The following is a 26,696-nucleotide window of genomic DNA, read 5'->3' on the forward strand; positions in this document are numbered from 1 at the left end:
GGTTCTTTTAGATAGTCTAAGAATGTTTGGGCAGATTGATATGCCTTTTCGATTTAACAGATAAGCGCTGTCGAGAGGTCTGGCCAGAGTCTGTGGGCCGCCACGAACAGGGCCAAAGCGCTACCACTTACGACGAACAGCTGATCTCCAGGTGCTTGCCCCACTCCGGCGGGCGTTCGGCATAGCGCTGCATGTCCGGTTGTTCGTCGAACGGTCGTGACAGCACCGCGTGCAGCTCACGTACCGGGCCATAGTCGCCCTGTTCGGCGGCTTCGATGGCCTGCTGTGCCAGGTAGTTGCGCAGGATGTACTTGGGGTTGACCGAATGCATGCGCGCCTGGCGTTCGGCCTGTTCGCCGCCCTCGCGTTCGCAACGGGCCAGGTAGTCGCGGCTCCAGGCGTCGAAGCCGGCGAGGTCGACGAAATCGTCACGCACGATCGTCAGTGCCTCGGCAGGCGCCCGTTCGCCGAGGTGGCGGAAGAACAGGGTGTAGTCGGTGGATTTACCGGCCTGCATCAGTTGCAGCAGACGCTGGATCAGCGCTTCGTCCTCATCCTCGGCACTGGTGAAACCCAGGCGCTTGCGCATCAGGTCGAGGTAGTGCGCCTGGTACAGCGGCAGGAACAACTCCAAGGCCTCGCGCAACTGTTCGACCGCGGCGAACGGCGTCAACGCCTGCGCCAGGGCGGCGAGGTTCCAGTGGGCGATGGGCACCTGATTGCTGAAGCTGTAGCGACCGGTGTCGTCGGAATGGTTGCAGATATGGTTGGCGTCGAAATCGTCGAGGAAGGCGTAAGGGCCGTAGTCGAAGGTGATGCCAAGGATCGACATGTTGTCGGTATTCATCACGCCATGGCAGAAACCATAGGCCTGCCAGTAGGCGATCATCGCGGCGTTGCGTTCGATCACCTCGCGCAGCAGCGCCAGCCAGGGTTCGTCCTGTTTCAGGCGCTGCGGGAAGTGGCAGGCCATGACGTGTTCGCCCAGAGTCTTCAGGTGCTCGTGCTGGCGCGTGTAGTAGAAGTATTCGAAGTGGCCGAAGCGCACGTGGCTCTGCGCCAGGCGCAGGACCATGGCGGCGCTTTCCTGCTTCTCGCGCCACACCGGTGTCGCTGAACCGGTCACGCATAGCGCGCGCGAGCTGGGGATACCGAGGGCGTGCAGGTGTTCGCTGGCGAGAAACTCGCGGATCGAGCTGCGCAGCACCGCGCGGCCATCGCCCATGCGCGAGTAGGGCGTCATGCCGGCGCCCTTGAGGTGCAGATCCCAATGCTGGCCGGCCTCGTTGACCACTTCGCCCAGCAGCAGTCCGCGACCATCGCCCAGGCGCGGGGTGTAGCCGCCGAACTGGTGCCCGGAATAGACCATGGCGCGCGGTTCGGCTTCTTCCCAGAGTTTGTGCCCGGCGAACAGTTCGGTGAACTCGGGGCGCTGTGCTTCGCTAGCGGCGAGATCGAGCAGAGCCAAGGCTGACTCGCTCGCCACCACCAACCTTGGCTGCTCGATCGGTTCGGGCAGTATTTCGGTTGAGAACGCATCACCGAGGCGGGCGAAGCGGTTGTCGAAGCTCAGCGTATCGAGACTTTTCACCAGGGTTCCTAACTGCTCAGGGCGCCGCGGGCGGCTTGGGTGGTTGCTGCAGGCTGGCGGCGCCGGCAGCTGCGGCCTTGGCCAGATCCTTTTGATCGAGTTTTTGCTCGCCGTGTTCCAGGTTCTTCACATACACCTCGACCTGACGGAAGGCGATGTTGATGCCGTTCTTCGGGAACTCGCGGTCGATGAAGCGGTTGATCTCGTCTGTGGCCGGGTTGCGGTCGCCGAGGTCGCGCACGTGGATGCGCAGCTCATGGTCCAGCGTGCTTTCGCCAAAGTTTAGGAAGTACACCAGCGGCGACGGCTCCTTGAGCACCCTTGGGTTTTCCTGCGCCGCTTGCAGCAGCAGCTTGCGCACCAGGTCGAGATCCGAGCCATAGCCGACACCGACCTTGAGGGTGACGCGGGTGACCGTGTCGCTCAGCGACCAGTTGATCAACTGGCCGGTGATGAAGGTCTTGTTCGGAACGATGATTTCCTTGTGGTCGAAATCGGTGATGGTGGTGGCGCGGATACGGATCTTGCTCACTGTGCCGGACAGGTTGCCGATGGTCACCACGTCGCCGATACGCACCGGGCGCTCGAACAGAATGATCAGGCCGGAGATGAAGTTGGCGAAGATTTCCTGCAGGCCGAAGCCCAGGCCCACCGACAGCGCGGCCACCAGCCATTGCAGCTTGTCCCAGCTCACCCCCAGGGTGGACAGGGTGGTGACGATACCGATACCCACCAGCACGTAGGACAGCAGGGTGGTAGTGGCGTAGGCGCTGCCCTGCGCCAGACGCATGCGCGACAGCACCAGTACCTCGAGCAGGCCCGGCAGGTTGCGCGCCAGGGCTACAGTGATGGCGACGATGATCAGCGCGCCGATCACGTCCATCAGGCTGATGGGCACCAGTGTTGCGCTGTCTCCGGTGCCACTGCTGTATTCGTAGAGATTGATCGTGTCGAGGTAGGTGAAGACGCCGATCAGATCGGCCCAGACCCAGTACAGGCAGACCAGGAAACCGCCGAGCAGGGCCAGGCGAATCAGGCGCAGGGACTGCTGGTTGACCTGCTCGATATCCAGGGTCGGTTCTTCTACCGGTGCTTCGCCATCCAGGCTTTCCTTGCTCTGTGCCTGGCGTTTGGCCAGTGCACGCTGATAGGCCAGGCGTCGTGCCGCCACGCTCAGGCCGCGTACCAGCGTGGCCTCGACGATAAGCAGGATGATCAGCAGGTACAGGGTGTCGATCAAGCGGTCGGTGAGCTTGAGCGCCGTGTAGTAATAACCGAAGGCAACCGCACCGATCAGCGCTAGCGGTAGCAGGTTGAACAGCACGCCGACGCTGGTGCGCAAGGCGGAGGTGTTCTCGCGCAGCGGGGCGCTGAACAGCAGGTGGAACAGCAACCAGGCCATCAGGGCGTAGCAGCTCAGGACCACGGCGATGCCGATGACGTCGTTGGCCAGGCTCGCCGGCTGGTGTTCGGCAATGCTCACCACGGCCACCAGCGCCATCACCACCAGGCCCAGGCGGCGCAGGTGCTGGCGGAAGAAGGCAACGTTGGCCGGTGGCCAGTGGAAGTGCAGGATGGCCACACCATCCGGAGAAAGAATGCGGTGCAGGGTGTAGAACACCAGCCAGGCTTCCGCCATCTCATAGAGTGCGGCACCCAGGTAGAGGTTCTGCCCGCGCGCATCATGCAGCAGGGCATAGCCGCAAAGCGCCAGGAACAGTGTAACCGGTAGCGCGAGGATGACGTTGAGTCCCAGTGCCATCGGTGTATGTAGCTGGCTGTCATGCTTGTAATGGCCTATGTCGCCATGTAGCGCGCTGAGCTTGTTGAACAGATACTGGCGCCGCCAGAGAATTAGGGCGCAGAGCAGAATCAGTGGCAGGAAAACCAGTGGGCGCTCGAACAAACCGGCGCCGAGCTCGCTGATGGCCAGACCCCAGGGCATGCTGGCCAGTTGCTGCTCAAGACGACGCGGTGCCGATTTCAACCAGTCCAGATCGAGTGGCTTGTTGCTGGGAATCCAGAACATCTGCTCGTCGATGGTGGCGCGCAGGCTGCTGGCCGTGCTCTCCAGCTCCTTCTGGTTGAGCTGAAGGGTGATCGACTCATTGAGCAGCGCATTCAGCGAGCGATTGAGGCGGTCGAGCAATTCACGCCGGGTGTTGAGTTGCTCGCGCAGTGCATTGCGCAGTTCAGGGGTGACCTCCTCGCTCGGCTGGTCGCTGAGCAGGTTGTCCACATAGCGGGCGGGGTCGCTGATTTCTTCACGTTGCTTGTTCAGCTCGAACTGATAGAGACGAATGTCGGCGATTTCGTCGGCGAGCGAGCCGTCTTCGAGCTTGAGTTTCGGCAGGGCCTGTTTCTGCTGGTAGAGAATCTTCGACAGCAGCAGGCTGCCTTGCAGCACCCGAATCTGCTCATCCAGGGCCTGGTTGGCCTGATTGAGGTTGTCCAGCTGCTGACGAGTTTGCAGGTTTTGCTCGGTCAGGCCGTTGAGGCGGTCTGTCGCACGCAGCAGATAGTCGGAAAGCTTCAGGTTGAGCGAGCTTTCCCTGGCCAGCAGCTTATCCGAACTGGCACGTTCGGCCTCGCGCGATTGCTCGGCGACAGTCTGCTCCGATTCCGCACGGCGCCGTTCGTTGATCAGACCCTGCAGGGCCTGGCGCTCCTGCTCGGCGCGATTGATACGTTCCTCCAGCAGTGCGCGCTGGGCACTGCCGAGGTCTTGCAGCAGGCTGTTGCCGGCCAGCTCCTGGCGGCGTAGCTGGGTTTGCGCTGCGAGCAACGAGAGCTCCGCGCTGAGTTGATTACGGCGCTCCTGGGTCAGTGCCTTGCCATCGAAGCGACCGCTCTTGAGGCCGTCGTTGATCAGTTGGCTGCGTGTCTGGTTCTGGCTGATCTCCGCCTGGGCACGCTCCGGGCGGGTTTGTGCGGTGATCACCAGGCTGTTGGCCTCGATGATGGCCTTGTTCCATTCGCTGATCTGGCTGGAGCGCTCGCTGAGCAATTGTTCGAGCTGAGCGAGCGGGGTCCGCGCATGGCGCGCGGAAACCTGTTGTTCCGGGCTGGCCTTGAGTCTGTCCAGTTCGCGCTGGGCCTCGGTGATCAAGCGCGGCGCGTCGTCCAGTTGCTTGCGCAGGTCGCTGAGACGCTGATCGGCGCTCTGCCGATCCTGAAGCATGCGCAGCGTCTGTTCCAGGGTCTGTTTGAGCGCCAGCTGCTCGGCTTCCGGCAGTTTGCGATCAGCCAGGCTATCCAGGCTCTGCTGCACGCTCTCCGCCGTCGGTGGCTCTTCGGCGAACACCTGTGGGATGCCAATGAAGAGGGCGAACAGAACGGCTGCTAGGGAAAGGCGCGACAGATGCATGGTCGATTGATCTACTGAGTTTAGCGATAACGATTGAGAATGCCTGCGGCACAACGAAGACGCGGGCCCTGTGGCCCGCGTGTGATGCTGATGCTAGCAGAGTCCTAGCCGGTAGTTTTCAACTGCTTGCTAGAAGTGCAGCCCGGGGCCGGGACGGGCGCCCTCGGGGAATCTGACGCCGACTTTGCGCACCTTGTTCCCTTCCATGGCTGCGACCGTCCAGGTCAGGCCCTGCCACTCCACCTGGTCGCCGACTACGGGCTCACCACCGATTTCGTGAGCGATGAAGCGCCCCAGCGGCTGATTGCCTTCCAGCTCGTCGAGCTTCAGGCCGTAGAGCGCCGCGACTGCGCTCAGCTCGGCGTCGCCTTCCAGTACGAAATCACCGAAGAAGCGCAGGTCCTGGCCACGCTTGGGCGCCTGGCTGAACAGCTTGCCGAGGGCTGGCAGGTCGTGTTCGTGGCCGATCACGCAGAGCAGGTCGCCAGCTTGCAGGCGTGTGCTACCCGAAGGGTGGAGCAACTCACGGCCACGGAACAGGGCGGCGATACGGGTGCCATCGGGCATGTTCAGCTCACGCAGGGCGGCGCCGATGCACCATTTTTCTGCACCCAGGCGATAGACGAACAGCTCCCACTGGCTGGTCGGGTGTACTTCCAGGCCGGCGCGTGACACCGGTGCTGGCTCCGGCGGTACGGTCACACGCATCAGCTTGGCGGCCAGCGGCAGGCTGGTGCCCTGCAGCAACAGGGAGATGATGACGATGAAGAAGGCGACGTTGAAGAACAGCTGCGCATTGGGCAGGCCGGCCATCAGCGGGAACACCGCGAGGATGATCGGCACCGCGCCGCGCAGACCGACCCAGGCGATGAAGATCCGCTCGCGGTCGTGGAAGGCACGAAACGGCAGCAGGCCGAGGAAGATCGACAGCGGTCGCGCGAAGAGGATCATCCACAGTGCCAGGGCCAGAGCCGGCAGGGCGATCGGCAGCAGCTCGTGCGGAGTGATCAGAAGGCCGAGGACGAGGAACATGCCGATCTGCGCCAGCCAGGTCAGGCCGTCGAGCATGTGCAGAATGCCGTGGCGCGAACGGATCGGTCGGTTGCCCAGCAGCAGGCCGCACAGGTAGATGGCGAGGATGCCGCTGCCACCCACGGCGGTGGTAATGGCGAAGATGATCAGGCCGCCGCTGACCACCAAGAGCGGATACAGGCCGGTCGCCAGCTCCATGCGATTGATCAGTTTCAGCAGCAGCCAGCCGCCCCCCAGGCCGAGCAGGGCGCCGAGACCGAACTGCTGCACCAGCTGGATCGGCAGGTCCCAGCTGAAACCGGTCTGGCCGCTGGCGAGCATGGCGATCAGGGTCACGGTGAGGAACACCGCCATCGGGTCGTTGCTACCGGACTCGATTTCCAGTGTGGAGCTGACCCGTTCGTTGAGGCCGCGCCCGCCGAGCAGGGAGAACACCGCCGCGGCATCGGTGGAGCCGACGATGGCGCCGATCAGCAAACCTTCCAGCAGGGTCAGATTGAACAGCCAGGCGGCAGCCAGGCCGGTCAGGCCTGCGGTTATCACCACCCCCACCGTCGCCAAGGATAGCGATGGCCACAAGGCCACACGGAAGCTGGAGACCCGTGTGCGCATACCACCGTCGAGCAGTATCACCGCCAACGCCAGGTTGCCGACCAGATACGCCAGGGGATAGTTGTTGAAGATGATGCCGCCAGGGCCGTCGGTGCCGGCCAGCATGCCGACGGCGAGGAAGATCACCAGGATGGGGATGCCGAAACGCGTACCGAACGCGCTGACCAGAATACTGGCCGCTACCAGCAAGGCGCCGATCAAGAACAGATTATTGATGGCGCTGGCATCCAACGGCGCGTACTCCTGGCTGGGTCATCGGGTGCGCCGTTATGCATGGCGCGTGCCAGGGATTCTAACCGTAGCCTTCGTACCGCTGTCAAAAAGGTTATTACATTTTTCTAAATTGCCCCGAAGCGCCTCGTGCAGGGGCGCCCCGGGGTCTTTGGCTCAGTTTCAGAACCAGGCGTCCTGCATGCCCAGGCAGGTGTCGTCACGCGCTTCGAGAATGGCCAGATCGTGGTGGCAGCTCGGCACCTCCCAGGTCAGGAAGTAACGCGCGGCTTGCAGCTTGCCGCGATAGAAGGCCTGCTCCTCGGCATTGTCCGTGCGGGCCAGGCCTTGTGCGGCGCGAATCGCCTGCTCCAACCAGCGCCAGCCAATTACCGTGTGGCCGAACACCTTCAGGTACAACGCCGAGTTGGCCAGTCCCTGGTTGACCTTGCCGCTCATCAGATCGCCCAGCAGCGCCAGGGTCACCGCCTGCAGGCGCGCCAGCAGCTGTTCCAGCGGTTGGCGCAGGGCGGTGAGCGATTCTTGCTCGCTGGCGCGCTGGCAGCAGTCGTTGATCAGCTTGAGCAGTTGCTTGAGTGCAGCGCCACCGTTCTGCGACACCTTGCGCCCGAGCAGGTCGAGCGACTGGATGCCGTGGGTGCCTTCGTGGATCGGGTTGAGGCGGTTGTCGCGGTAGTACTGCTCCACCGGGTACTCGCGGGTGTAGCCGTGGCCGCCGAGGATCTGGATGGCCAACTCGTTGGCCTTGAGGCAGAACTCCGAGGGCCAGGACTTGACGATGGGCGTGAGCAGGTCGAGCAGCTCCAGGGCGCGGGTGCGCTCTTCGGCTGTCTCCAGGGTGTGGGTGTCGTCGAACAGGCGTGCGGCGTACAGGCCGAGGTCGAAGGCGCCTTCGACGTACGCCTTCTGGGTCAGCAGCATGCGCCGTACATCGGCGTGCTCGACGATGGAAATCTGCGGGCTGGTCGGATCCTTGCCATCGGGCTGGCGGCCCTGCGGACGGTTGCGCGCGTAGTCCAGCGAATACAGGTAGCCGGCGTAGCCGAGCATGATCGCGCCCATGCCAACGCCGATGCGCGCCTCGTTCATCATCTGGAACATGTAGGACAGGCCGGCGTGCGGCTTGCCCACCAGATAGCCGACGCACTCGCCGTTGTCGCCGAAGTTCAGCGCCGTAGAGGTGGTGCCGCGCCAGCCCATCTTGTGGAACAGGCCGGCCAGGGTCACGTCGTTGCGCGCGCCGAGTGAGCCGTCGTCGTTGACGTGGAACTTGGGCACCAGGAACAGGCTGATGCCTTTAACGCCGGGCGGTGCGTCCGGCAGCTTGGCCAGCACCATGTGCACGATGTTCTCGGAGATCGGTTGGTCGCCGCCGGAGATGAAGATCTTGTTGCCCTTGATCCGGTAACTGCCGTCGGCGTGCGGTTCGGCCTTGGTGCGGATGTCCGACAGCGAGGAGCCTGCGTGCGGCTCGGTCAGCGCCATAGTGCCGAAGAAACGGCCATCGATGATCGGTTGCAGGTAGCGGGCCTTCTGCTCCTCGCTGCCGAAGGCCTCGATCAGGTTGGCCACGCCCATGGTCAGCATCGAGTAGGAGCTGGTGGCGATATTGGCCGACTGGAAATGGGCGAAGCAAGCCTGCGACAGCAGGTTGGGTAGCTGCATGCCGCCATGCTCGAAATCGCGCGTCGCATTGAGGAAACCCGCCTCGTGGAAGGCGCGAAGGGCCGGCTCGACCTCCGGGATCAGTACCGCGCCGCCATCGACGTACTGCGGCTCGTGTTCGTCGTTCTTGCGGTTGTGCGGGGCGAACAGCTCTTCGGCGATGCCACGCGCGGTGCTGATCGCCGCATCGAAGGTCTCGCGGTTGTGATCGGCGAAGCGCGGACGCTGGGTCAGGGCTTCGGCGTCGAGCACTTCATAAAGTTCGAACGCCAGGTTGCGGGAGCTGAGCAGGGTCTCGGACATGGAACGGGCCTCCAGATGATCGACCGAGTCTAGGCAGTGAGTCGCCTGGCTGCCCAGCATCATCATCGGTGGTGATAAAGCGCTACATCACCTGTAGGAGCGGCTGGGCGGCATTGTGCTTCAGTCGCGTTTCGCAAGCGGGGCAAAGCCCAGCGCCAGCTCACGGGTCAGCTCCGCTGCAGACAGGGGCCGACAACTCGCGACATTCTGCCCGGCCCATAACGGCGAAAAGTCCCCGCTACCTTGTGCTTCGGCCGCCGTACGCAAGGGGGCGATGGCCGCAGTGGCCAGGGGAAAGGCTGGCGCCTGCGTGCTCAGCGGCCCCAGCTCGCGCATCAGGCGATTGACGATGCCGCGTGCCGGGCGACCGCTGAACAGGTTGGTCAGTGCGGTATGGCGCGCCGCCGGGCTCTGCAGTGCTGCGCGGTGCAGAACGCTGGTGGTGGCCTCCGGGCACAACAGATAAGCACTGCCGACCTGCACGCCAGCGGCGCCCAGGGCCATGGCTGCGGTCACGCCACGGGCATCGCTGATACCGCCGGCGGCAATCACCGGTACGTTGAGGGCATCGACCAGTTGCGGCAGCAGGGCGAAGGTGCCGAGCTGGCGGCTCAGGTCGAAATCCAGAAAATGCCCGCGATGGCCGCCAGCTTCCAGTCCTTGGGCGATCACCGCATCGACGCCGTGCTCCTGCAGCCACAGCGCTTCGTCCAGGGTGGTGGCGCTGGAGAGGATCTTCGCCCCGCTGCGGCGTACTCGCTCTAGCAGGTCCGGCTGCGGCAGGCCGAAGTGGAAGCTGACCACCGCAGGGCGGAACTCCTCCACCAGTGCGGCCGCTTCATCGTTGAACGGCAGGCGCCCAGGCCCGCTGGCAATGCTCGCCGGGTTCACGCCCAGCTCGTCATAGTAGGGCGCCAGCGCTTCGCGCCAGCCAGCCTCGCGGGCCGCGTCCGGCTCGGGCGGCACATGGCTGAAGAAGTTGAGGTTGAACGGCCGCTCGGTCAGCTCGCGCATCGCCTGCAGTTCCTGGCGCAGGGCGGCAGGCGTGAGCATCGCGCAGGGAATCGAGCCGAGGCCGCCGGCCTGGCATACGGCGGCGGCCAGGCGATGATCCTGCGAGCCGGCCATCGGCGCCTGGATCAGGGGCAGGTCAGTGTCGAGCAGGGCGGTGAGAGACATGGGATGGCTCCATTTCAGCATGGGATCGTGGTTCGGACACCTGCCAGGCCCACAGGACGGCCCAGAGCAATGCCGCGGTACCGATAAGGAAGCTGCTCGTGAGGCTATGGCCAGCGGCTGTCCAGTGTTGCACCAGCCAGGGGCCGAGCAACTGGCTGCCGCTGTACAGACTGATCAGCAGGGCGGCCAGGCGCAAGCCCTGGTCCGGGTTGAGGGCGCGGGCCAGGCGTTGGGTCAGCAATACGGTGCCGAGGAAGGTCCCGCCGACCAGCAGCGCGCAGGTCATGACGCCAAAGGGACCGGGTAGCAGGATCGGCATCGTCACACCGAGCAGTTGCAGCAGGTAGTTGGCCAGCAGGGCCCGACGATCGCCCAGCCAGGCGCCGGCATGATTCCACAGCGTCGCCGAGAGCAGGCAGGCGAGCGCCGTCCACCACCAGTTGCCGACCAGTAGCGGATGACCGGCAGGCAGCTGCTCGCGGGCCAGGGCCGGCAGAAAGGTCAATGGCAGGATGTAACCCAGGCCTGCTCCCATATAGGCCATCAGTAACGCCAGGTTGTGGCTGCCGAACAATGCGCCACGAGCGGTCGCGGGTGGCTTGTCGGGCAGATCCCGCGCCAGGCGCCTCAGCATCGGAGCGCAAAGCAGCGCCAGAGGCAGGGCGCACAGCGCGATCGGCAGCCAGCGCATCGGTCCCTGCCATGGAGTGATGGCCACCAGCACGCCGCACAGCAACATGCCGCCACCCAAGCCCAGATAGACCAGACCGCTCAACGCCGTGGCCTGGCGCAGGGCAAGCCACTCCAGCACCAGGGCCGGGGCCAGCACGAAGACCACGCCGTTGCTGACGCCGTTGGCCAGGCGCAGGGCGGCCAGCAGGTCGACGTCGTGGGTGAACACCTGGGCCAGGGTCAGGCCGGCATTGACCAACAAGGCGGCCGGCAGGCCCTGGCGTAGGCCGCGCGGGTTGGCCATGAACAGTGCGAGCAGGGCGCCAAGCAGATAGCCGAGATAGTTCCAGGTCGCCAACTGGGCGCCTTGGGCCAGATCGAACAGGCCGTCGTCGAGCAGCAGTGGCAGCAAGGGGGTGAAGGCGAAACGGCCCAGCGCGTGGACGACCACCAGCGCCAGTGCGGCGGCGAGCAGGGCAGTGAGGTGGGCGCGGTCGAGTCTGGGCATGGGGGCTCCGGTCGTGCTGCCCACCTTAGTCATTGTCGTTAATTGATGGTTAGTGAAAAATATTGCGGTCTATTTTCACTTTTGGTGAATACCATGGATGCCTGGCAACGACTCAATCCGCAGCTGCTGCGTTATTTTCTCGCCGTGGCTCGGGAGGGCTCGCTGAGCGCCGCCGGCGTGCGCCTGCACTGCGTGCCGTCGAACGTCTCGGCGCGCCTTCGTCAATTGGAGCAGCAACTGGACATCCGGCTTTTTCAGCGTCATGGGCAGCGTCTGCGAGTGACTGCGGCCGGCGAACGTCTGCTGCCCCATGCCGAGCATCTGGAACAGCTTTGCCAGATGGCCTGGCGCAGCGTGCAGGAAGATATCTGGAGCGGCGATCTGCGTCTGGGTTCGATGGAAACCACCGCCGCGGTGCGTTTGCCTGAGCTGCTGGCGGCTTTCCATCAGCGGGCTCCGCGAGTGAACCTGCAGCTCAGTACCGGGCCGAGCCGGCGACTGGTCGAGGGGGTGTTGTCAGGAGAACTGGACGGCGGATTGATCGGCGGGCCGTTCGAGCATCCTCAGCTCGACTGCCTGCCCATCTGGCAGGAGGAACTGATGCTGGTGCTGCCGCCCGAGCAGGATGGCACCCAACTGGAGAGTCGACCGCAGACTCTGCTGGGTTTTCCCGATGGATGCCATTACCGCGAGCGCCTTGAGCGCTGGGCAGTCAGTCGTGGTTTGCAGGTGGCGGCGCGGCAGAGCTATGGCTCCATCGACGCCATCTTTGCCGGCATTGCTGCCGGCATGGGGATTGGCCTGTTGCCACGCAGCCTGCTCGACAGTCACCCGCGTGTGCATCTGGTGCAATACCAGGCCATCGCCCCTGAGCTTGGCGCAACGACTACATTGTTGGTACGTCGTCGCGACGCCGGTGAGCACCCGCCGCTGGCCTTGTTGCTGGAGCTGATGCGCGCGTAAAGCCCTTCCAACGGGTAAACTTGGCGACCGCTTTGGAGACCTCCATGAACTACCGCCACGCCTTCCATGCCGGCAATCACGCCGACGTACTCAAGCATCTGGTGCTGACTCGCCTGATCAGCCTGTTGTCGAAAAAGGAGGCACCTTTCGCCTACCTCGACAGTCATGCCGGACTCGGTTTGTACGACCTGCATGGCGATGCTGCCAGCCGTACCGGCGAGTACCTGGAGGGCATCGCACGCCTGTGGCAGGCTGAGCACCTGCCGGATGCCGTGGAGGCCTATCTGGAGGTGGTGCGGGCGATGAATCCCGATGGCGAGCTGCGCTATTACCCCGGCTCGCCCGAACTGGCGCGGCTGCTCAGCCGTGAGCAGGATCACTTGCAACTCAACGAAAAACATCCCGAGGACGGCCGCCTGCTCAAGGACAACATGCGTGGCGACCGCCGCGTCGCTGTGCACCTGGGCGAGGGCTGGCACGTGCCGCGGGCGCTGATGCCGACCCGCGAGAAGCGCGTGCTGCTGCTGATCGATCCGCCATTTGAAAAGACCGACGAGCTGCAGCGCTGTGTCGAGGCCTTGAACGAAGCGCACGGCCGCATGCGTCAGGCCATCGTCGCGATCTGGTACCCGATCAAGGATGAGCGACAGCTGGCGCGCTTCTATCGTGACCTGAGCAAGAGCGCTGCGCCCAAGCTGCTGCGCGCAGAGCTTTACGTGCACGCGCCGGACGATGCCACGCGCCTGAGCGGCTCGGGTCTGGTGATCAGCAATCCGCCATGGGGCCTGGAAGATGAGCTCAAGCAGCTGCTGCCCTGGCTGGCCGATGTGCTTGGCCAGAGCCAGGGCGGCTGGCGCCTGGATTGGCTGATCGAGGAAAAGTCGGCCGGTTGAGCGAGCGGGGCGGTGCGCATGGCGCACCCTACGGCCACGCAGCTGTCACCTGGAGACAAAGTCGTCGCTGGCGGCTGCTCAAGCCGGCTTGTGGTTGGGCTCGATGTGGTAGCTGAGGTTGCGCCGCGGGCTGAGGTACTCCAGCACCTCCAGCGGTAGCTGCGAGGGGCGCAGGCTGCGGGCGATGGCGAGCTTCGGCTCCTGGGCAAGATCGACGATCAGGGCTTCCTGCTTGGGAATGTCGGCGTCGTAGAGAATCAGTGTCGGTTTCAACGCCTGAGTTGGGTTCATGCCCAGCACCAGCGCATAGCGCTCATCTTCCAGCTGCACCAGGCTGCCCGGCGGGTAGATGCCCATCACGCGAACGAAGGCCTTCAGCGCTACCTCGTCGAAATACTCGCGCTGCTGCTTGAACATCAGCGCCAGGGCTTCGTGTGGGCTTAGCGCCTGGCGCGGGTCGAGCGGGTTGCACAGCCCGTCGAAATGGTTGGTGATGGCCACCAGACGACTCAGGCGGCCGATAGCGGCCTCGCGCAGCCCACGCGGGTAGCCACTGCCGTCGCAGTGCTCGTGATGTTCATGGATGATGCGCAGCACCTCGTCATCGAGCATCAGTTTCTGCCCCATGCGCAGGCCGAAGTCGGTGTGCATCTGCAGCAGTTGCTGCTCCGGGCGGCTCAAAGGGGCGGGCTTGAGTAGCACCTTGCTCGGCACTTCCAGCTTGCCGATATCGTGCAACAGGGCGCCGAGGCCGAGGCTATGACAGGCCTCGCTGTCGAGTCCGAGCTGGCGTCCGAGCAGCAGGGACAACACGGTGACGTTGAGGGCGTGGAAGTAACTGTCCTCGGCCGCCTTGCCGGTGATGCCATGCAGCACCACGCCAGGCGCTCCAAGCAGCGTCTCGACCATCTCGCCGACAATGACGCCGGCTTGACGCATGGCGTCTTCCGGGCGGCTGCGCAGGGTCTGGTTGAGCATCTTGATGCGTTGGCTGGCCTCGATGAAGCGGCGATCCACCTCGGCCAGGCGACTGCGCAGGTGACGCAGTTTTTCCACGCGTTCCTGGCGTGCCTGACTCTGCGGGTCGATTGGCGGTTCTTCGACAGGAGGGGCGGTGATGCTGTCGACGAGAGACGGAGGCGGGCAGTCGCTGCGCGCCGGGTCATAGCGCAACTGCTTCAGGTTGAGCGCGCGCAAGGCGCGAATCTGCGCTTCGTCCTTGATCTTGAAATTGCTGAAGGCGAAATCATGCTCCCACCAGCTCAGGTCCAGATGAACGTAGAGGCCGACGCAAAGCTGATCGGGGGTGATGGTGGGCAGAGGGGCGGGCATGCCGGGCTCGTCGATCGATGGCTAATTGCCCGCAGTTTAGTCCGGCTGATGGCCTGAAGGCATTAGTTGTTCAGGCCATCACGTCGATGCTGTTGCCCAGGTTGGGCGGATTGCTGGGGGCGCTGACCGGTGCAGCTGACTGCACTAGCCCTGTGATATTGGCGGCCTGCAGCTCCAGCGTCTTGCGCAGCAGCAGAAGCGACATCTGCGCGGAGATCTGCGCCGATGCCTGACTCGATACCTGGCTGGAAATGCTGCTCAGCTCCACGACCCGTTACCCGTGCTCAAGATTCAGGGGGTAGACATACGCCTGTTCCGCCGAGGCCGCAATAGCCGCCCGGATTCTTCGCCAGGTATTGTTGGTGATAGGTCTCGGCGTAGTAGAAGGTCGGCGCCTCGGCGATTTCAGTGGTGATGCTGCCCACTCCGGCCTTGTCCAGCTCGGCCTGGAAGCGTGCCTGGCTGGCCTTGGCGGCGCGAAGTTGAGCGTCGTCCTGGCAGTAGATCGCCGAGCGGTACTGAGTGCCCTGGTCGTTGCCCTGGCGCATGCCCTGGGTTGGGTTATGCACTTCCCAGAACACCTTGAGCAGCGCTTCGAAGCTGGTCTGCTGCGGATCGAACACCACCAGTACCACTTCGGTGTGTCCGGTCAGGCCCGAGCAGACTTCCTCATAGGTGGGGTTGGGCGTGAGGCCACCGGCATAGCCGACCGCCGTGCTGAACACGCCAGGCTGTTGCCAGAAGCGTCGTTCGGCGCCCCAGAAGCAGCCGAGACCGAACACCGCCTGTTGCAGGCCGGCGGGGAAGGGCGCTTTGATCGGATTGCCGTTGACGTAATGAGTGTCTGCCACTGGCATCGCCTCTGCGCGGCCGGGCAAGGCCTGCTCGGCAGACGGCAGGACATCCTTGTTAACGAGAATCTGGGAACGCAGAACCATGTCGGTCTCCTGGAAGTGGGTAGGTAGTGGACTACGCGCAGTGAGGCGTATTACGTCCGTTGGTCGGCCTGTGGCCGGCAGGGGTAGCGGCGCAGGCTGTCGATCAGTTCGCGGCCGGGAATCGGCTTGTCGAACAGGTAGCCCTGACCTACGTCGCATTGCTGGCGGCGCAGGAAACCGAGCTGGGCACCAGTCTCGATGCCTTCTGCGACCACCTTGAGCTTGAGGTTGTGGGCCATGGCAATCACCGCTGAGGTGATCTCCATGTCGTCCTGATTGTCGGGAATGTCCTTGATGAAACTGCGATCGATCTTGATCACGTCGATGGGGAATTTCTTCAGGTAGCTGAGCGAGGAATAACCGGTGCCGAAGTCGTCCATGGCCAGGGTCAGGCCCAGGCTCTTGAGGCGGCCGAGCTGGTGGCGGGTGTCCTCGGTGGCTTCCAGCAGCAGGCTCTCGGTCAGCTCCAGCTCCAGCAGGCGCGGGTCGAGCTGTTCTTCGTGCAGGATGGCGGCGATGGAGCCGACCAGATCGGGGTCGGAGAACTGCTTGGGTGACAGGTTGATCGCCACCTGCAGTTCGCCCATGCCGATGGCGGCGATCTGCTTGCTCATGCGGCAGGCCTGACGCACTACCCACTTGCCGATGGGAATGATCAGGCCGGTTTCCTCGGCGACGCTGATGAACTGGTCAGGGCGGATCATGCCCTTCTCCGGATGGTGCCAGCGCAGCAGCGCTTCCAGGCCCAGCAACTGGCCGTTTTTTAGGCACAGCTTGGGTTGGTAGAACACCTCCAGTTCACTCTGGGTCAAGGCTCGGCGCAGATTGTTCTCGACGAACAGCTTGTAGTTGGCCTCGGCATTGAGCTCTTCGGTGAACAGCTGCACCTGATGCTTGCCGTTGGCCTTGGCCTTGTGCAGGGCAAGGCCGGCGTGCTTCATCAACGTCTGCGGGTCGTCGCCGTGTTCCGGGGCCAGGGCCAGGCCAAGCGAGCCGGTGATGCTTATCAACTGGTTATCGACGAACAGCGGCTTGTCCAGGGTCTGCAGCACCTGATGAGCGACGCGCAGGCCAGTGTCCTGATCGCCACCGTCGAGCAGGATGGCGAATTCGTTGCTGGCAAAGCGTGCCAGTGTGCCCTTGGCGCCGAGGCTGTTGCGCAGGCGCCGGGCCAGGGCCGAGAGCAGCTTGTCGCCGGTCTGGTGGCCGAGGCTGTCGTTGATCCGCTTGAAGTTGTCGATGTCCACCAACAGCAGGACCAGCGGCTGCTGCGTATTCTGAGCAAAGCGTTGTTCGAGGCTGCGGATGAACGAGGGGCGATTGCCCAGATTGGTCAGGTTGTCGGTATAGGCCAGGCGTTCGATGCGCTGCTGCGCCAGCTTGGCTTCGGTGACGTCTTCGTAGATGCCGATGTAGTGGGTCAGCTCGCCATCGTCGCCATACACCTTGGATATCGACAGATGGCCCCAGTAGGGGTCCAGGTTCTTGCGTCGGCTGCGGAACTCGCCCTGCCAACTGCTGTGCTCGGCCAGGCTCGAGCCGGCATCGAACAGCAGGTCGCTGAGGTTGTTCAGCGCCGGCAGCTCGGACAGGCGGTGACCACAGACCTCGTCGCTGCTGTACAGGGTGATGGCCGTGAAGCTGGGGTTGACGTACTCCACCCGGCCGTCGCGGTCGACGAGCAGAAAGGCGCTGGCGCTCTGTTCGACGGCGCGCTGGAACAGATGCAGGGCGCTGGTGGCGCTGCGTTTCTGTTGGTTGATCAGCACCTGGGCGAACTGATCAGCCAACTCGCCGGCGAAGGCGATCTCGTCGGCCTGCCAGGTGCGCAGGCCGCCGATATGCTCCAGGCAGAGCACGCCGACTACTTCACCTTCGATGCGTATGCTGGCGTCGAGCATCGAGCAGATATCCAGCGGCTGCAGGTAGCTGGCGGCCAGTTCGCAGGTGCGCGGATCGCGCTGGGCGTCGTGCGCGTCGATGGCGCGGCCGCTGTGCAGCGCTTGCAGATACTGCGGAAAATTACGTGCGTTTATCGACGGTAGTTGTTCGTGACGATCCAGGTCGCGGCGGTACAGCGACACGGAATCCAGGTGATGACTGCTCAGCTTCCAGATGCCGGCGCGAGCGACACCGTAGACCTCGCAGGCGGCCTGGGTGATCAGTTCGGCCGCTTCCTGCTGAGGGTCGCTGGAGGTGTAGCGCTGGCGCGCCAGACGCACGATCAGCTGCTGCTGGGTACGCGAACGGGCGAGGTGTTGTAGGTGGTCATTCTGAGTGCGCTGATATTGCTGCAGAGAGCTGCGCAGTTGCTGATTTTGCGTGTACAGCTCCTGTTCGGCAGGGGCGAACTGATCGAGGCTCTCGTCCGCTACCAGCAGATAGCCGCGCAGCAACTGGCGGTTGCGCTGTTTGAAGGGTTCGCCCATCTCCAGCAGGGTCAGAGCACCTTGCGGGGTATGCAGGGTGTAGCGCACCAGGTAATGCGGGCCTTGCAGCAGTTGCTGCTGGATGGCGTCGTGCAGGCGATAGCGCGCTTCGGGCTCCATCAGGCTGGCGTAGGGGGCATCCACCAGTGCACAGAGATCGCTGGCGCTGATACCGAGCTGGCGTTCACAGGCCGGGTCTAGAAACAGCAGCGCCCAGCTTGGCTCGTTCAAGCGCTCGAAACGCAGCATGCCGAGCCGCGAGGGCACTGGCAACTGCGTCACAACCTCGGCTGCCGAGCGTGCGCTGGCATCGGGATGGCTTTTCATTGGGCGGCGGGCTTCCAGTATGCTGACCAGGCGAGGCATCCGTTCTCAGTACAGGGCCGCTGCTGCCAGAGGGCGCAGCGGCACGGACGGAGGCTAGGGCTCAGGCCTACTTCACTATAGCGTTCGGCAAGGGTGCATCATGCAAGCGAGACTGACAAGAAAACTCATGGCCATGGTGCTTGGCGGAGCACTTTTTACGGCCATACCCGCGGTTGCCGGCGCCGATGATGCGGCGACGCTGCAGGGCGCCGAGCAGGCTGCTTATCTGGACGGGCTCAAGCGTCTTTATCTGACCGACAACGAGCGCAATGCGTTGCTCGCGCACAGCAATGCATTGCTGGAAACCTACGCCCTGCGCGCGGGTTACCAGGTTGGCCAGGCGCAGCGGCAGGACCTCCTGTATCGCTTCAATGTCGGCAATGTCGGCAATGCCGGCGAGCTTATCTTGCGTGAGGAGAGTCGTGGCGCGCAGGGCACCGCCATCTCGGTGCGCAATCAGCGTGTTGCGGTGTTCGGTATCGATCCGTTCATCCGCTACGAGTGTCCGACCGGCGGTATCCGCTGTGTGCTGTTCAATCCGGCTGATGGCAGCCCGTTGCTGAGCATCGTGCGTGATCACCAGGGCGCGGGCGAGTTGGCCAAGGCGCTGAGCTTTCTGATTCGCAATGTGCAGAAGGGCTGAGAGGCCTCACACCGCTCTGAAAGAATGCAAAAAAAACCCCGCCTGAATGGGCGGGGTTGAGGATGCGAGCGTGGCGTGCTCGAAACGATTTACAGCAGGATGGTGCGGATATCGGCCAGCAGCTGCGACAGACGCTGAGTGAAGCGTGCGGCGGCAGCGCCGTTGATCACGCGGTGGTCGTAGGACAGCGACAGCGGCAGCATCAGCTTGGGCTGGAAGGCCTTGCCATCCCACACCGGCTGCATGGTCGCCTTGCTGACCCCCAGGATCGCCACTTCCGGCGCGTTGACGATCGGCGTGAAGCCGGTGCCGCCAATGTGGCCGAGGCTGGAAATGGTGAAGCAGGCGCCCTGCATGTCATCAGCCGAAAGCTTCTTGGTGCGCGCTTTTTCTGCCAGTGCGGCGGCCTCAGCCGCAAGCTGCAGCAGGCTCTTCTGATCGACGTTCTTGATCACCGGCACCAGCAGGCCGTCCGGCGTATCGACAGCGAAGCCGATGTGCACGTACTTCTTGCGGATGATCGCCTTGCCACTCGGGGCCAGCGAACTGTTGAAGTCCGGCAGTTCCTTGAGCAGGTGGGCGCAGGCCTTGAGCAGCAGCGGCAGCACGGTCAGCTTGACTCCGGCCTTTTCCGCCACGGCTTTCTGCGCGACGCGGAAGGCTTCCAGGTCGGTGATATCGGCCGAATCGAACTGGGTCACATGCGGCACGTTGAGCCAGCTGCGGTGCAGGTTGGCGGCGCCGACCTGCATCAGGCGGGTCATCGCCACTTCTTCGATTTCGCCGAACTTGCTGAAGTCCACGGTCGGGATCGGCGGGATGCCGGCGCCACCGGTGGCAGCAGCAGTCGCCTGCGGTGCGGCCTTGGCCTTGTGCATCATCGCCTTGACGTACACCTGCACGTCTTCCTTGAGGATGCGACCTTTCGGGCCGGTGCCGGCGATATCCGCCAGTTCCACGCCGAAGTCACGAGCCAGCTGACGCACAGCCGGGCCAGCATGCACCTTGGCGCCATCGCGCTTGGGTGCGTTGGCGACTTCGGCGGCAGCAGCCGACAGCGAGGCAATGGCGCGTACTTCGGCGGCCACTTCCGGTGCGGCGCCTTCCGGTACGCGGTGCACTTCCTGGCTGGCTTGCGCCGGCGCGGCTGCCGGGGCAGAACCGGCCACCTTGAGCTTGAGAATCAGGTCTCCGGTGCCAACTTCGGCGTCCAGCTTGACCAGCACTTCTTCCACCACGCCGGCAGCCGGCGAGGGGATTTCCATGGAGGCCTTGTCGGACTCCAGGGTGATCAGCGACTGGTCGGCTTCGATCGTGTCACCGGCCTTGACCATGACCTCGATGACCTTGACCTTGCCGTCGGTGCCGATGTCCGGCACGTGCACGTCCTGCACCGAAGCAGCAGTCGGGGCTGCGGCAGCGGGGGCAGGTGCGGCGGCTGGCGCAGCAGCGGGTGCTGCGGCTTGAGCCGGAGCAGTGCTGGCGGTTGCGCCACCTGCGGTACGCAGCTTGAGGATCAGGTCGCCGGTGCCAACTTCGGCATCCAGCTTGACCAGCACTTCTTCCACCACGCCGGCAGCCGGCGAAGGGATTTCCATGGAGGCCTTGTCGGACTCCAGGGTGATCAGCGACTGATCGGCTTCGATTGTGTCGCCGGCCTTGACCATGACTTCGATGACCTTGACCTTGCCGTCGGTGCCGATATCCGGCACGTGCACGTCCTGCACGCTGCTGCTGGTTGCAGCGGCGGGCGCGGCAGCCGGAGCGGCCGCTTTCGGTGCTTCGGCAGGTGCTGCTTCGGCTTTCGGCGCAGGCGCGGCTTGCGCGGCACCTTCGACTTCCAGCACCAGCAGTTCGTCGCCTTCTTTCAGGCGGTCGCCGATCTTGACCTTGATTTCCTTGACCACGCCGGCTTTGGGCGAGGGCACTTCCATGGAGGCCTTGTCGGACTCCAGGGTCAGTACGCTCTGGTCGGCTTCGATACGGTCGCCGACCTTGACCAGCAGTTCAATCACCTCGCCTTCACCGCCGAGGTCGGGTACGCGAATCAATTCACTCATCGCTACGCTCCTTAGCAGTCCAGGGGGTTGGCTTTGTCGGCGTCGATACCGAACTTGGTGATGGCATCAGCCAGCACCTTGGCTTCGATCTCGCCACGGTCTACCAGGGCTTCCAGGGCAGCCAGCACGACCCAGTTGCGATCCACTTCGAAGAAGTGACGCAGCTGCTTGCGGCTGTCGCTGCGGCCGAAGCCGTCGGTGCCCAGGACCTTGTATTCCTTGCTCGGCACCCACTGACGAACCTGTTCGGCGAACAGCTTCATGTAGTCGGTCGAAGCGATGACCGGACCCTTGCGACCGCTCAGGCATTGCTCGATGTAGGTCTGCTTGGGCTTCTGGCCCGGGTGCAGGCGATTGCTGCGCTCGACGGCCAGGCCGTCGCGACGCAGTTCGTTGAAGCTGGTAACGCTCCACACATCGGCGCCGATGTTGAACTCGTCACGCAGGATCTTCGCTGCTTCGACGACTTCACGCAGGATGGTGCCCGAGCCCAGCAGCTGCACGTGATGCGCAGCTTCCTTCTTGTCTTCCTCAAGCAGGTACATGCCCTTGATGATGCCGTCTTCCACGCCCTGCGGCATGGCCGGCTGCTGGTACGACTCGTTCATCACGGTGATGTAGTAGAAGATGTCCTGCTGCTCTTCGGTCATCTGGCGAATGCCTTCGCGGATGATCACGGCGAGTTCGTAGCCGTAGGTCGGGTCGTAGGTGCGGCAGTTGGGGATGGTCGCTGCCAGCATGTGGCTGTGACCGTCTTCGTGCTGCAGGCCTTCGCCGTTGAGGGTGGTACGGCCGGCGGTACCGCCGATCAGGAAACCACGGGTGCGGCTGTCGCCGGCGGCCCAGGCCAGGTCACCGATACGCTGGAAGCCGAACATCGAGTAGAAGATGTAGAACGGCAGCATCGGCTGGTTGTGGTTGGAGTACGAGGTGCCGGCGGCGATGAAGGAACTCATGGCGCCCGCTTCGTTGATGCCTTCCTCGAGGATCTGACCCTTCTTGTCCTCTTTGTAGAACATCACCTGGTCTTTATCGACCGGCTCGTACAGCTGGCCGACCGAGGAGTAGATGCCGAGCTGACGGAACATGCCTTCCATACCGAAGGTACGGGCTTCGTCCGGAATGATCGGGACGATGCGCTGGCCCAGTTCCTTGTCCTTGACCAGCTGCGCGAGGATGCGCACGAAAGCCATGGTGGTGGAGATTTCGCGGTCGCCCGAGCCGTCGAGGATGGCCTTGAGGGTATCCAGCGGCGGGGTGGGGATGCTGAAGCTCTGCTGGCGACGCTGCGGTACGAAGCCGCCTAGCGCGTTGCGGCGCTCGTGCAGGTACTTGTACTCGGGGCTGCCCGGCTCCGGGCGCACGAACGGCAGGTTTTCCAGGTCTTCGTCCTTGACCGGGATATCGAAGCGGTCGCGGAACTGACGCAGGCTGTCGACATCGACCTTCTTGGTATTGTGCGCGGTGTTCTTCGCTTCACCGGCGCCGGTACCGTAGCCCTTGATGGTCTTGGCCAGGATCACGGTCGGCTGGCCGCTGTGGTTCACGGCCTGGTGGTAGGCAGCGTAGACCTTGTACGGGTCGTGGCCGCCACGGTTGAGCTTCCAGATCTCGTCGTCGGAGAGGTCCTTGACCATCTCCTTGAGCTCAGGGGTGTTGAAGAAGTTTTCGCGCACGTAGGCGCCGTCTTTGGCCTTGTAGTTCTGGTATTCACCGTCGACCACTTCGTCCATGCGGCGCTGCAGGGCACCGTCTTTGTCCTTGGCGAACAGCGGATCCCAGAAGCGACCCCAGACCACCTTGTTGACGTTCCACTGGGCACCGCGGAACACGCCTTCGAGTTCCTGGATGATCTTGCCGTTACCGCGCACCGGGCCGTCGAGGCGCTGCAGGTTGCAGTTGATGACGAAGATCAGGTTGTCCAGCTTCTCGCGGCCGGCCAGGGAGATGGCGCCGAGGGATTCCGGCTCGTCGCACTCGCCGTCGCCCATGAAGCACCAAACCTTCTGCTTGCCGGCCGGGATGAAGCCGCGCGCTTCCAGATACTTCATGAAGCGGGCCTGGTAGATCGCCTGGATCGGGCCGAGGCCCATGGACACGGTGGGGAACTGCCAGAAGTCCGGCATCAGCCAGGGGTGCGGGTAGGACGACAGACCTTTGCCATCCACTTCGCGGCGGAAGTTCTTCATCTGGTCTTCGCTGATGCGGCCTTCCATGAAGGCGCGGGCGTAGACGCCAGGGCTGGCGTGGCCCTGATAGAACACCAGGTCGCCGCCGTGTTCGTCGGTCGGGGCCTGGAAGAAGTAGTTGAAGCCGATGTCATACAGCGTCGCGGAGGAGGCGAAGCTGGAGATGTGGCCGCCCAGATCCGGGTCGTCCAGGTTGGTGCGCATCACCATGGCCAGGGCGTTCCAGCGCACCAGCGAGCGGATGCGGCGTTCCATGAACAGGTCGCCGGGCATGCGAGCTTCATGGGTTACCGGGATGCTGTTGCGGTAAGGCGTGGTGATCGCGTAGGGCAGTTGCGCACCGCTACGGGTGGCCAGCTCGCCCAGACGGGTCATCAGGTAATGGGCACGGTCTTCACCCTCACGGTCGAGGACGGATTCAAGGGCGTCCAGCCATTCCTGGGTTTCGATCGGATCGAGGTCTTGCATGGCTTGCTCCAGGGCGGAAAGGCTTCCAGAATCGGAGGCCAGTTGGGTCTCACCGGCTTTTTGGGCGGGCGAGTTGAAATTCTTGGATTTACCGGGGGTAGGACCGGCCGCTTGTAGTTTTACTACATTTCGACGACGGATTCAGCCCTCTGGATACAATTCTTTCGTAGTAAAACTACAATCCGCGGCTCCGCCGGCCGCGCGTGCCCCGTTGGAGCGGGGCTGCGGGCGATTGCACCGCGCGTCCGGCAGTCCGCCAAAAGGATAGACCATGAGCCTGCCGTTGCTGGTCGAGTTGCCCCCTTCTCTTGTCCCCCTGGCCGAACGCGCCGAACAATCATTGCAAACCGCTTTGGCCGAACATCAAGCTCTGGCTGAACGTGTCGCCGCCTGGCCGCAAGAACGCCGCAATACCTGGCGGCAGGTGTCGGCGCTGAGCGATTTCGTCGCCGAGCAGGCTCAGCGTGATCCTCAGATGTTCGTCGCGCTGGCCGAGTCCGGTGAGCTGGAGCGCAGCCTGGCATCGGGCGAGCTGCGCCAGCAACTGGAGGCGCAGTTGGCCGAGTGTGCCGATGAGGATGCCTTGGGGCGCTGCCTGCGGCGTTTTCGTAATCGTCAGCAGCTGCGCATCATCTGGCGCGACTTCAGCCGCCAGGCGGCGCTCGGTGAGACCTGTCGCGATCTGTCCGATCTCGCCGATGCCTGCATCGATCTGGCCTATCACTGGCTGTACCCACGCCATTGCGCGCAGTTCGGTACGCCGGTGGGGCGGCGCAGCGGCCTGCCGCAGCACATGGTCATCCTCGGCATGGGCAAACTGGGCGCGCATGAACTCAACCTGTCTTCGGACATCGATCTGATCTTCGGCTATCCCGAAGGTGGCGAGACCGAGGGTGTGAAGCGCCCGCTGGATAATCAGGAGTTCTTCATCCGTCTGGGGCAGAAGCTGATCAAGGCACTGGATGCGATCACCGTCGACGGCTTCGTGTTCCGCACCGACATGCGCCTGCGCCCTTATGGTTCCAGCGGTGCGCTGGTGTTCAGCTTCAATGCGCTGGAGCAGTACTACCAGGATCAGGGCCGTGACTGGGAACGCTACGCCATGATCAAGGCGCGCGTGGTGGGTGGCGATCAGGCCGCGGGTGCCGAGTTGCTGGAAATGCTGCGGCCCTTCGTCTACCGGCGCTACCTGGATTTCTCCGCCATCGAGGCGCTGCGCGCGATGAAGCTGCTGATTCAGCAGGAAGTGCGGCGCAAGGGCATGAGCGAGAACATCAAGCTCGGCGCCGGCGGCATTCGCGAGATCGAGTTCATCGCCCAAGCCTTCCAGCTGATTCACGGCGGGCGCGACCTCAGCCTGCAGCAGCGGCCGCTGCTCAAGGTACTCACCACGCTGGAGGGGCAGGGCTATCTACCGCCTGCCGTGGTTGCGGAGATGAAGGAAGGCTACGAGTTCTTGCGTTATGCCGAGCACGCCTTGCAGGGCATCGGTGACCGGCAGACGCAGATGCTGCCGACCGACCCGCAGGATCAGGCGCGGGTGGCGGCGATCATGGGTTTCGCTGACTGGACGAGTTTTCATGAGCGCCTGATGCACTGGCGTGGCCGCATCGAATGGCATTTCCAGCAGGTGATCGCCGATCCTGACGAAGATGAGTCGGATGCTGGCGAGGCCTGCGTTGGCGCCGAGTGGTTGCCTTTGTGGCAAGGGGCTCTGGACGACGAGGCTGCCGCGCTTCAGCTGCAGGAGGCAGGCTTCATCGAGCCAAGTGCAGCCTGTCGGCGTCTGGGGGATCTGCGCAACGGTCCGCAGGTGCGCGCCATGCAGCGCCTCGGTCGTGAGCGTCTGGATGCTTTCATTCCAAGACTGCTGGCACAGACTGTGGAGCACGACAAGCCGGATCTGGTGCTGGAGCGGGTGCTGCCGCTGGTGGAGAAGGTCGCACGGCGTTCGGCCTACCTGGTGCTTTTGAGCGAAAACCCAGGTGCGCTGGAGCGCCTGATCAGTCTTTGCGCAGGTAGCCCGTGGATTGCCGAGCAGATCGCCCGCTATCCGCTGTTGCTCGACGAGCTGCTCAACGAAGGGCGGCTGTATTCGCCGCCGCTGGCGCCGGAGCTGGCGGCCGAGCTGCGCGAGCGGTTGATCCGTATTCCCGAGGAGGATCTGGAGCAGCAGATGGAGGCGCTGCGCCACTTCAAGCTGGCCCACAGTCTGCGCGTGGCGGCGTCGGAAATCGCCGGTACGCTGCCCTTGATGAAAGTGTCGGACTACCTGACCTGGCTGGCCGAGGCGATTCTCGATCAGGTGCTGGCGCTGGCTTGGCAGCATACGGTGCAACGTCATGGTCGCCCGCAGCGTGCCGATGGCACGCTGTGCGACCCGGACTTCATCATCGTCGGTTATGGCAAAGTCGGTGGCCTGGAATTCGGCCATGGCTCGGACCTGGATCTGGTGTTCATTCATGACGGCGACCCGCAGGCCGAGACCGACGGCGCCAAGCCCATTGATGGCGCGCAGTTCTTCACCCGTCTGGGCCAGCGCATCATTCACCTGCTGACCACCCAGACCACCTCCGGCGCGCTCTACGAGGTGGACATGCGCCTGCGACCATCGGGCGCAGCCGGGCTTCTGGTCAGCTCGCTCGGCGCCTTCCAGCGCTATCAGGAAAACGAGGCCTGGACTTGGGAGCACCAGGCGCTGGTGCGCGCACGGGTGCTGGTGGGATGTTCGCGCCTGGCCGGCGAATTCGCTCGCGTGCGCGCCGAGGTGCTAGGCCGTCAGCGCGATATCCAGGCACTGCGCGTCGAGGTCAGCGAGATGCGCGCGAAGATGCGCGACAACCTTGGCAACAAAAATACCGCAGCCGGAACGGCGCCGAATGCCTTCGAGGCCACGTCCTCCTTCGATCTGAAGCAGGACGCCGGTGGTATCGTCGATATCGAATTTATGGTGCAATATGCGGCTCTGGCCTGGTCGTGGCAACACCCGCAGCTACTCGAGTTCACCGATAACATCCGCATTCTGGAAGGTCTGGAGCGGGTCGGTCTGATGAGCGCCGAGGATGCCGCATTGCTGCGCGAGGTCTACAAGATCTATCGCTCGGCTGCCCATCGCCAGGCACTGCAGAAGCAGCCTGGGGTGGTGCCGGGGGATCAGTTCCAGGATGAGCGCCGCGCCGTGATGCGCCTGTGGCGTGAGCTGGGGCTTGAGTTGAACAACGGGGCCTGAGGCCCCACCTACTGATCGAACCGTGA

The 26,696-nt window shown here is 63.7% G+C and carries 16 protein-coding genes; 4 read left to right on the forward strand and 12 right to left on the reverse strand.

The genetic code is table 11. The features are described 5' to 3' along the window. Positions 1-127 precede the first annotated feature (127 nt). From selO to BM186_RS05105, 6 genes are all read right to left on the reverse strand, one after another. On the reverse strand, positions 128-1,591 hold the full coding sequence (gene selO, locus BM186_RS05080) for a protein adenylyltransferase SelO (RefSeq protein ID WP_074913756.1): 1,464 nt from the start codon (positions 1,589-1,591) through the stop codon (positions 128-130). A 16-nt stretch (positions 1,592-1,607) separates the two neighbouring features. Beyond that, positions 1,608-4,958, reverse strand: a complete 3,351-nt coding sequence (mscK, locus tag BM186_RS05085) for a mechanosensitive channel MscK (protein ID WP_074913757.1) — start codon at positions 4,956-4,958, stop codon at positions 1,608-1,610. A gap of 129 nt (positions 4,959-5,087) precedes the next feature. Then, a complete protein-coding gene (locus tag BM186_RS05090; protein ID WP_072423340.1) occupies positions 5,088-6,833 on the reverse strand; it encodes a potassium/proton antiporter in 1,746 nt (581 codons plus the stop codon). A gap of 162 nt (positions 6,834-6,995) precedes the next feature. Next, positions 6,996-8,801: an acyl-CoA dehydrogenase gene (locus BM186_RS05095; protein ID WP_074913936.1), complete on the reverse strand. Its 1,806-nt coding sequence runs from the start codon at positions 8,799-8,801 to the stop codon at positions 6,996-6,998. A gap of 120 nt (positions 8,802-8,921) precedes the next feature. Further along, on the reverse strand, positions 8,922-9,980 hold the full coding sequence (locus tag BM186_RS05100; RefSeq protein WP_074913758.1) for an NAD(P)H-dependent flavin oxidoreductase: 1,059 nt from the start codon (positions 9,978-9,980) through the stop codon (positions 8,922-8,924). Continuing rightward, positions 9,952-11,160: a YbfB/YjiJ family MFS transporter gene (locus tag BM186_RS05105; RefSeq protein ID WP_074913759.1), complete on the reverse strand. Its 1,209-nt coding sequence runs from the start codon at positions 11,158-11,160 to the stop codon at positions 9,952-9,954. Before BM186_RS05105 ends, BM186_RS05100 begins: the two co-directional genes overlap by 29 nt. A gap of 93 nt (positions 11,161-11,253) precedes the next feature. Between BM186_RS05105 and BM186_RS05110 the strand changes: the two genes are divergently transcribed. Further along, a complete protein-coding gene (locus tag BM186_RS05110) occupies positions 11,254-12,123 on the forward strand; it encodes a LysR substrate-binding domain-containing protein (RefSeq protein ID WP_074913760.1) in 870 nt (289 codons plus the stop codon). 44 nt (positions 12,124-12,167) lie between these two features. After that, positions 12,168-13,016: a 23S rRNA (adenine(2030)-N(6))-methyltransferase RlmJ gene (locus BM186_RS05115; RefSeq protein WP_072423337.1), complete on the forward strand. Its 849-nt coding sequence runs from the start codon at positions 12,168-12,170 to the stop codon at positions 13,014-13,016. A 78-nt stretch (positions 13,017-13,094) separates the two neighbouring features. Here BM186_RS05115 and BM186_RS05120 read toward each other — a convergent pair whose 3' ends face one another. The 4 genes from BM186_RS05120 to BM186_RS05135 form a co-directional block, all read right to left on the reverse strand. Then, complete coding sequence (locus BM186_RS05120; protein WP_074913761.1) at positions 13,095-14,348, reverse strand: cyclic di-GMP phosphodiesterase; 1,254 nt, start codon at positions 14,346-14,348, stop codon at positions 13,095-13,097. Between the two features lie 70 nt (positions 14,349-14,418). After that, entirely contained in the window at positions 14,419-14,616 is a 198-nt protein-coding gene (locus tag BM186_RS05125) for a putative motility protein (RefSeq protein WP_017678604.1), read from the reverse strand. Between the two features lie 16 nt (positions 14,617-14,632). After that, positions 14,633-15,286, reverse strand: a complete 654-nt coding sequence (gene msrA, locus BM186_RS05130; protein WP_074913762.1) for a peptide-methionine (S)-S-oxide reductase MsrA — start codon at positions 15,284-15,286, stop codon at positions 14,633-14,635. Positions 15,287-15,336: 50 nt separating this feature from the next. Continuing rightward, a complete protein-coding gene (locus BM186_RS05135) occupies positions 15,337-18,042 on the reverse strand; it encodes a putative bifunctional diguanylate cyclase/phosphodiesterase (protein WP_072423758.1) in 2,706 nt (901 codons plus the stop codon). A gap of 139 nt (positions 18,043-18,181) precedes the next feature. Here BM186_RS05135 and BM186_RS05140 point away from each other — a divergent pair, with 139 nt between their 5' ends. Then, positions 18,182-18,724 carry a hypothetical protein gene (locus BM186_RS05140; RefSeq protein ID WP_244157409.1) on the forward strand — a complete coding sequence of 181 codons (543 nt, stop codon included), beginning with the start codon at positions 18,182-18,184 and terminating at the stop codon, positions 18,722-18,724. An 89-nt stretch (positions 18,725-18,813) separates the two neighbouring features. Here BM186_RS05140 and aceF read toward each other — a convergent pair whose 3' ends face one another. Both aceF and aceE read right to left on the reverse strand, forming a co-directional pair. Further along, the gene (aceF, locus tag BM186_RS05145; RefSeq protein WP_074913764.1) at positions 18,814-20,784 is read right to left on the reverse strand and encodes a dihydrolipoyllysine-residue acetyltransferase; all 1,971 of its coding nucleotides are present in this window, start codon (positions 20,782-20,784) and stop codon (positions 18,814-18,816) included. An 11-nt stretch (positions 20,785-20,795) separates the two neighbouring features. Further along, a complete protein-coding gene (gene aceE, locus BM186_RS05150) occupies positions 20,796-23,441 on the reverse strand; it encodes a pyruvate dehydrogenase (acetyl-transferring), homodimeric type (RefSeq protein ID WP_072423333.1) in 2,646 nt (881 codons plus the stop codon). Positions 23,442-23,712: 271 nt separating this feature from the next. On the opposite strand from aceE, the gene glnE reads away from it, so the two are divergent. Beyond that, positions 23,713-26,670, forward strand: coding sequence for a bifunctional [glutamate--ammonia ligase]-adenylyl-L-tyrosine phosphorylase/[glutamate--ammonia-ligase] adenylyltransferase (gene glnE / locus BM186_RS05155; RefSeq protein ID WP_074913765.1), 2,958 nt, complete (start codon positions 23,713-23,715; stop codon positions 26,668-26,670). The last annotated feature ends 26 nt before the right edge of the window (positions 26,671-26,696 follow it).

It is taken from the genome of Ectopseudomonas toyotomiensis (assembly GCF_900115695.1).
Classification (GTDB): domain Bacteria; phylum Pseudomonadota; class Gammaproteobacteria; order Pseudomonadales; family Pseudomonadaceae; genus Aquipseudomonas; species Aquipseudomonas toyotomiensis.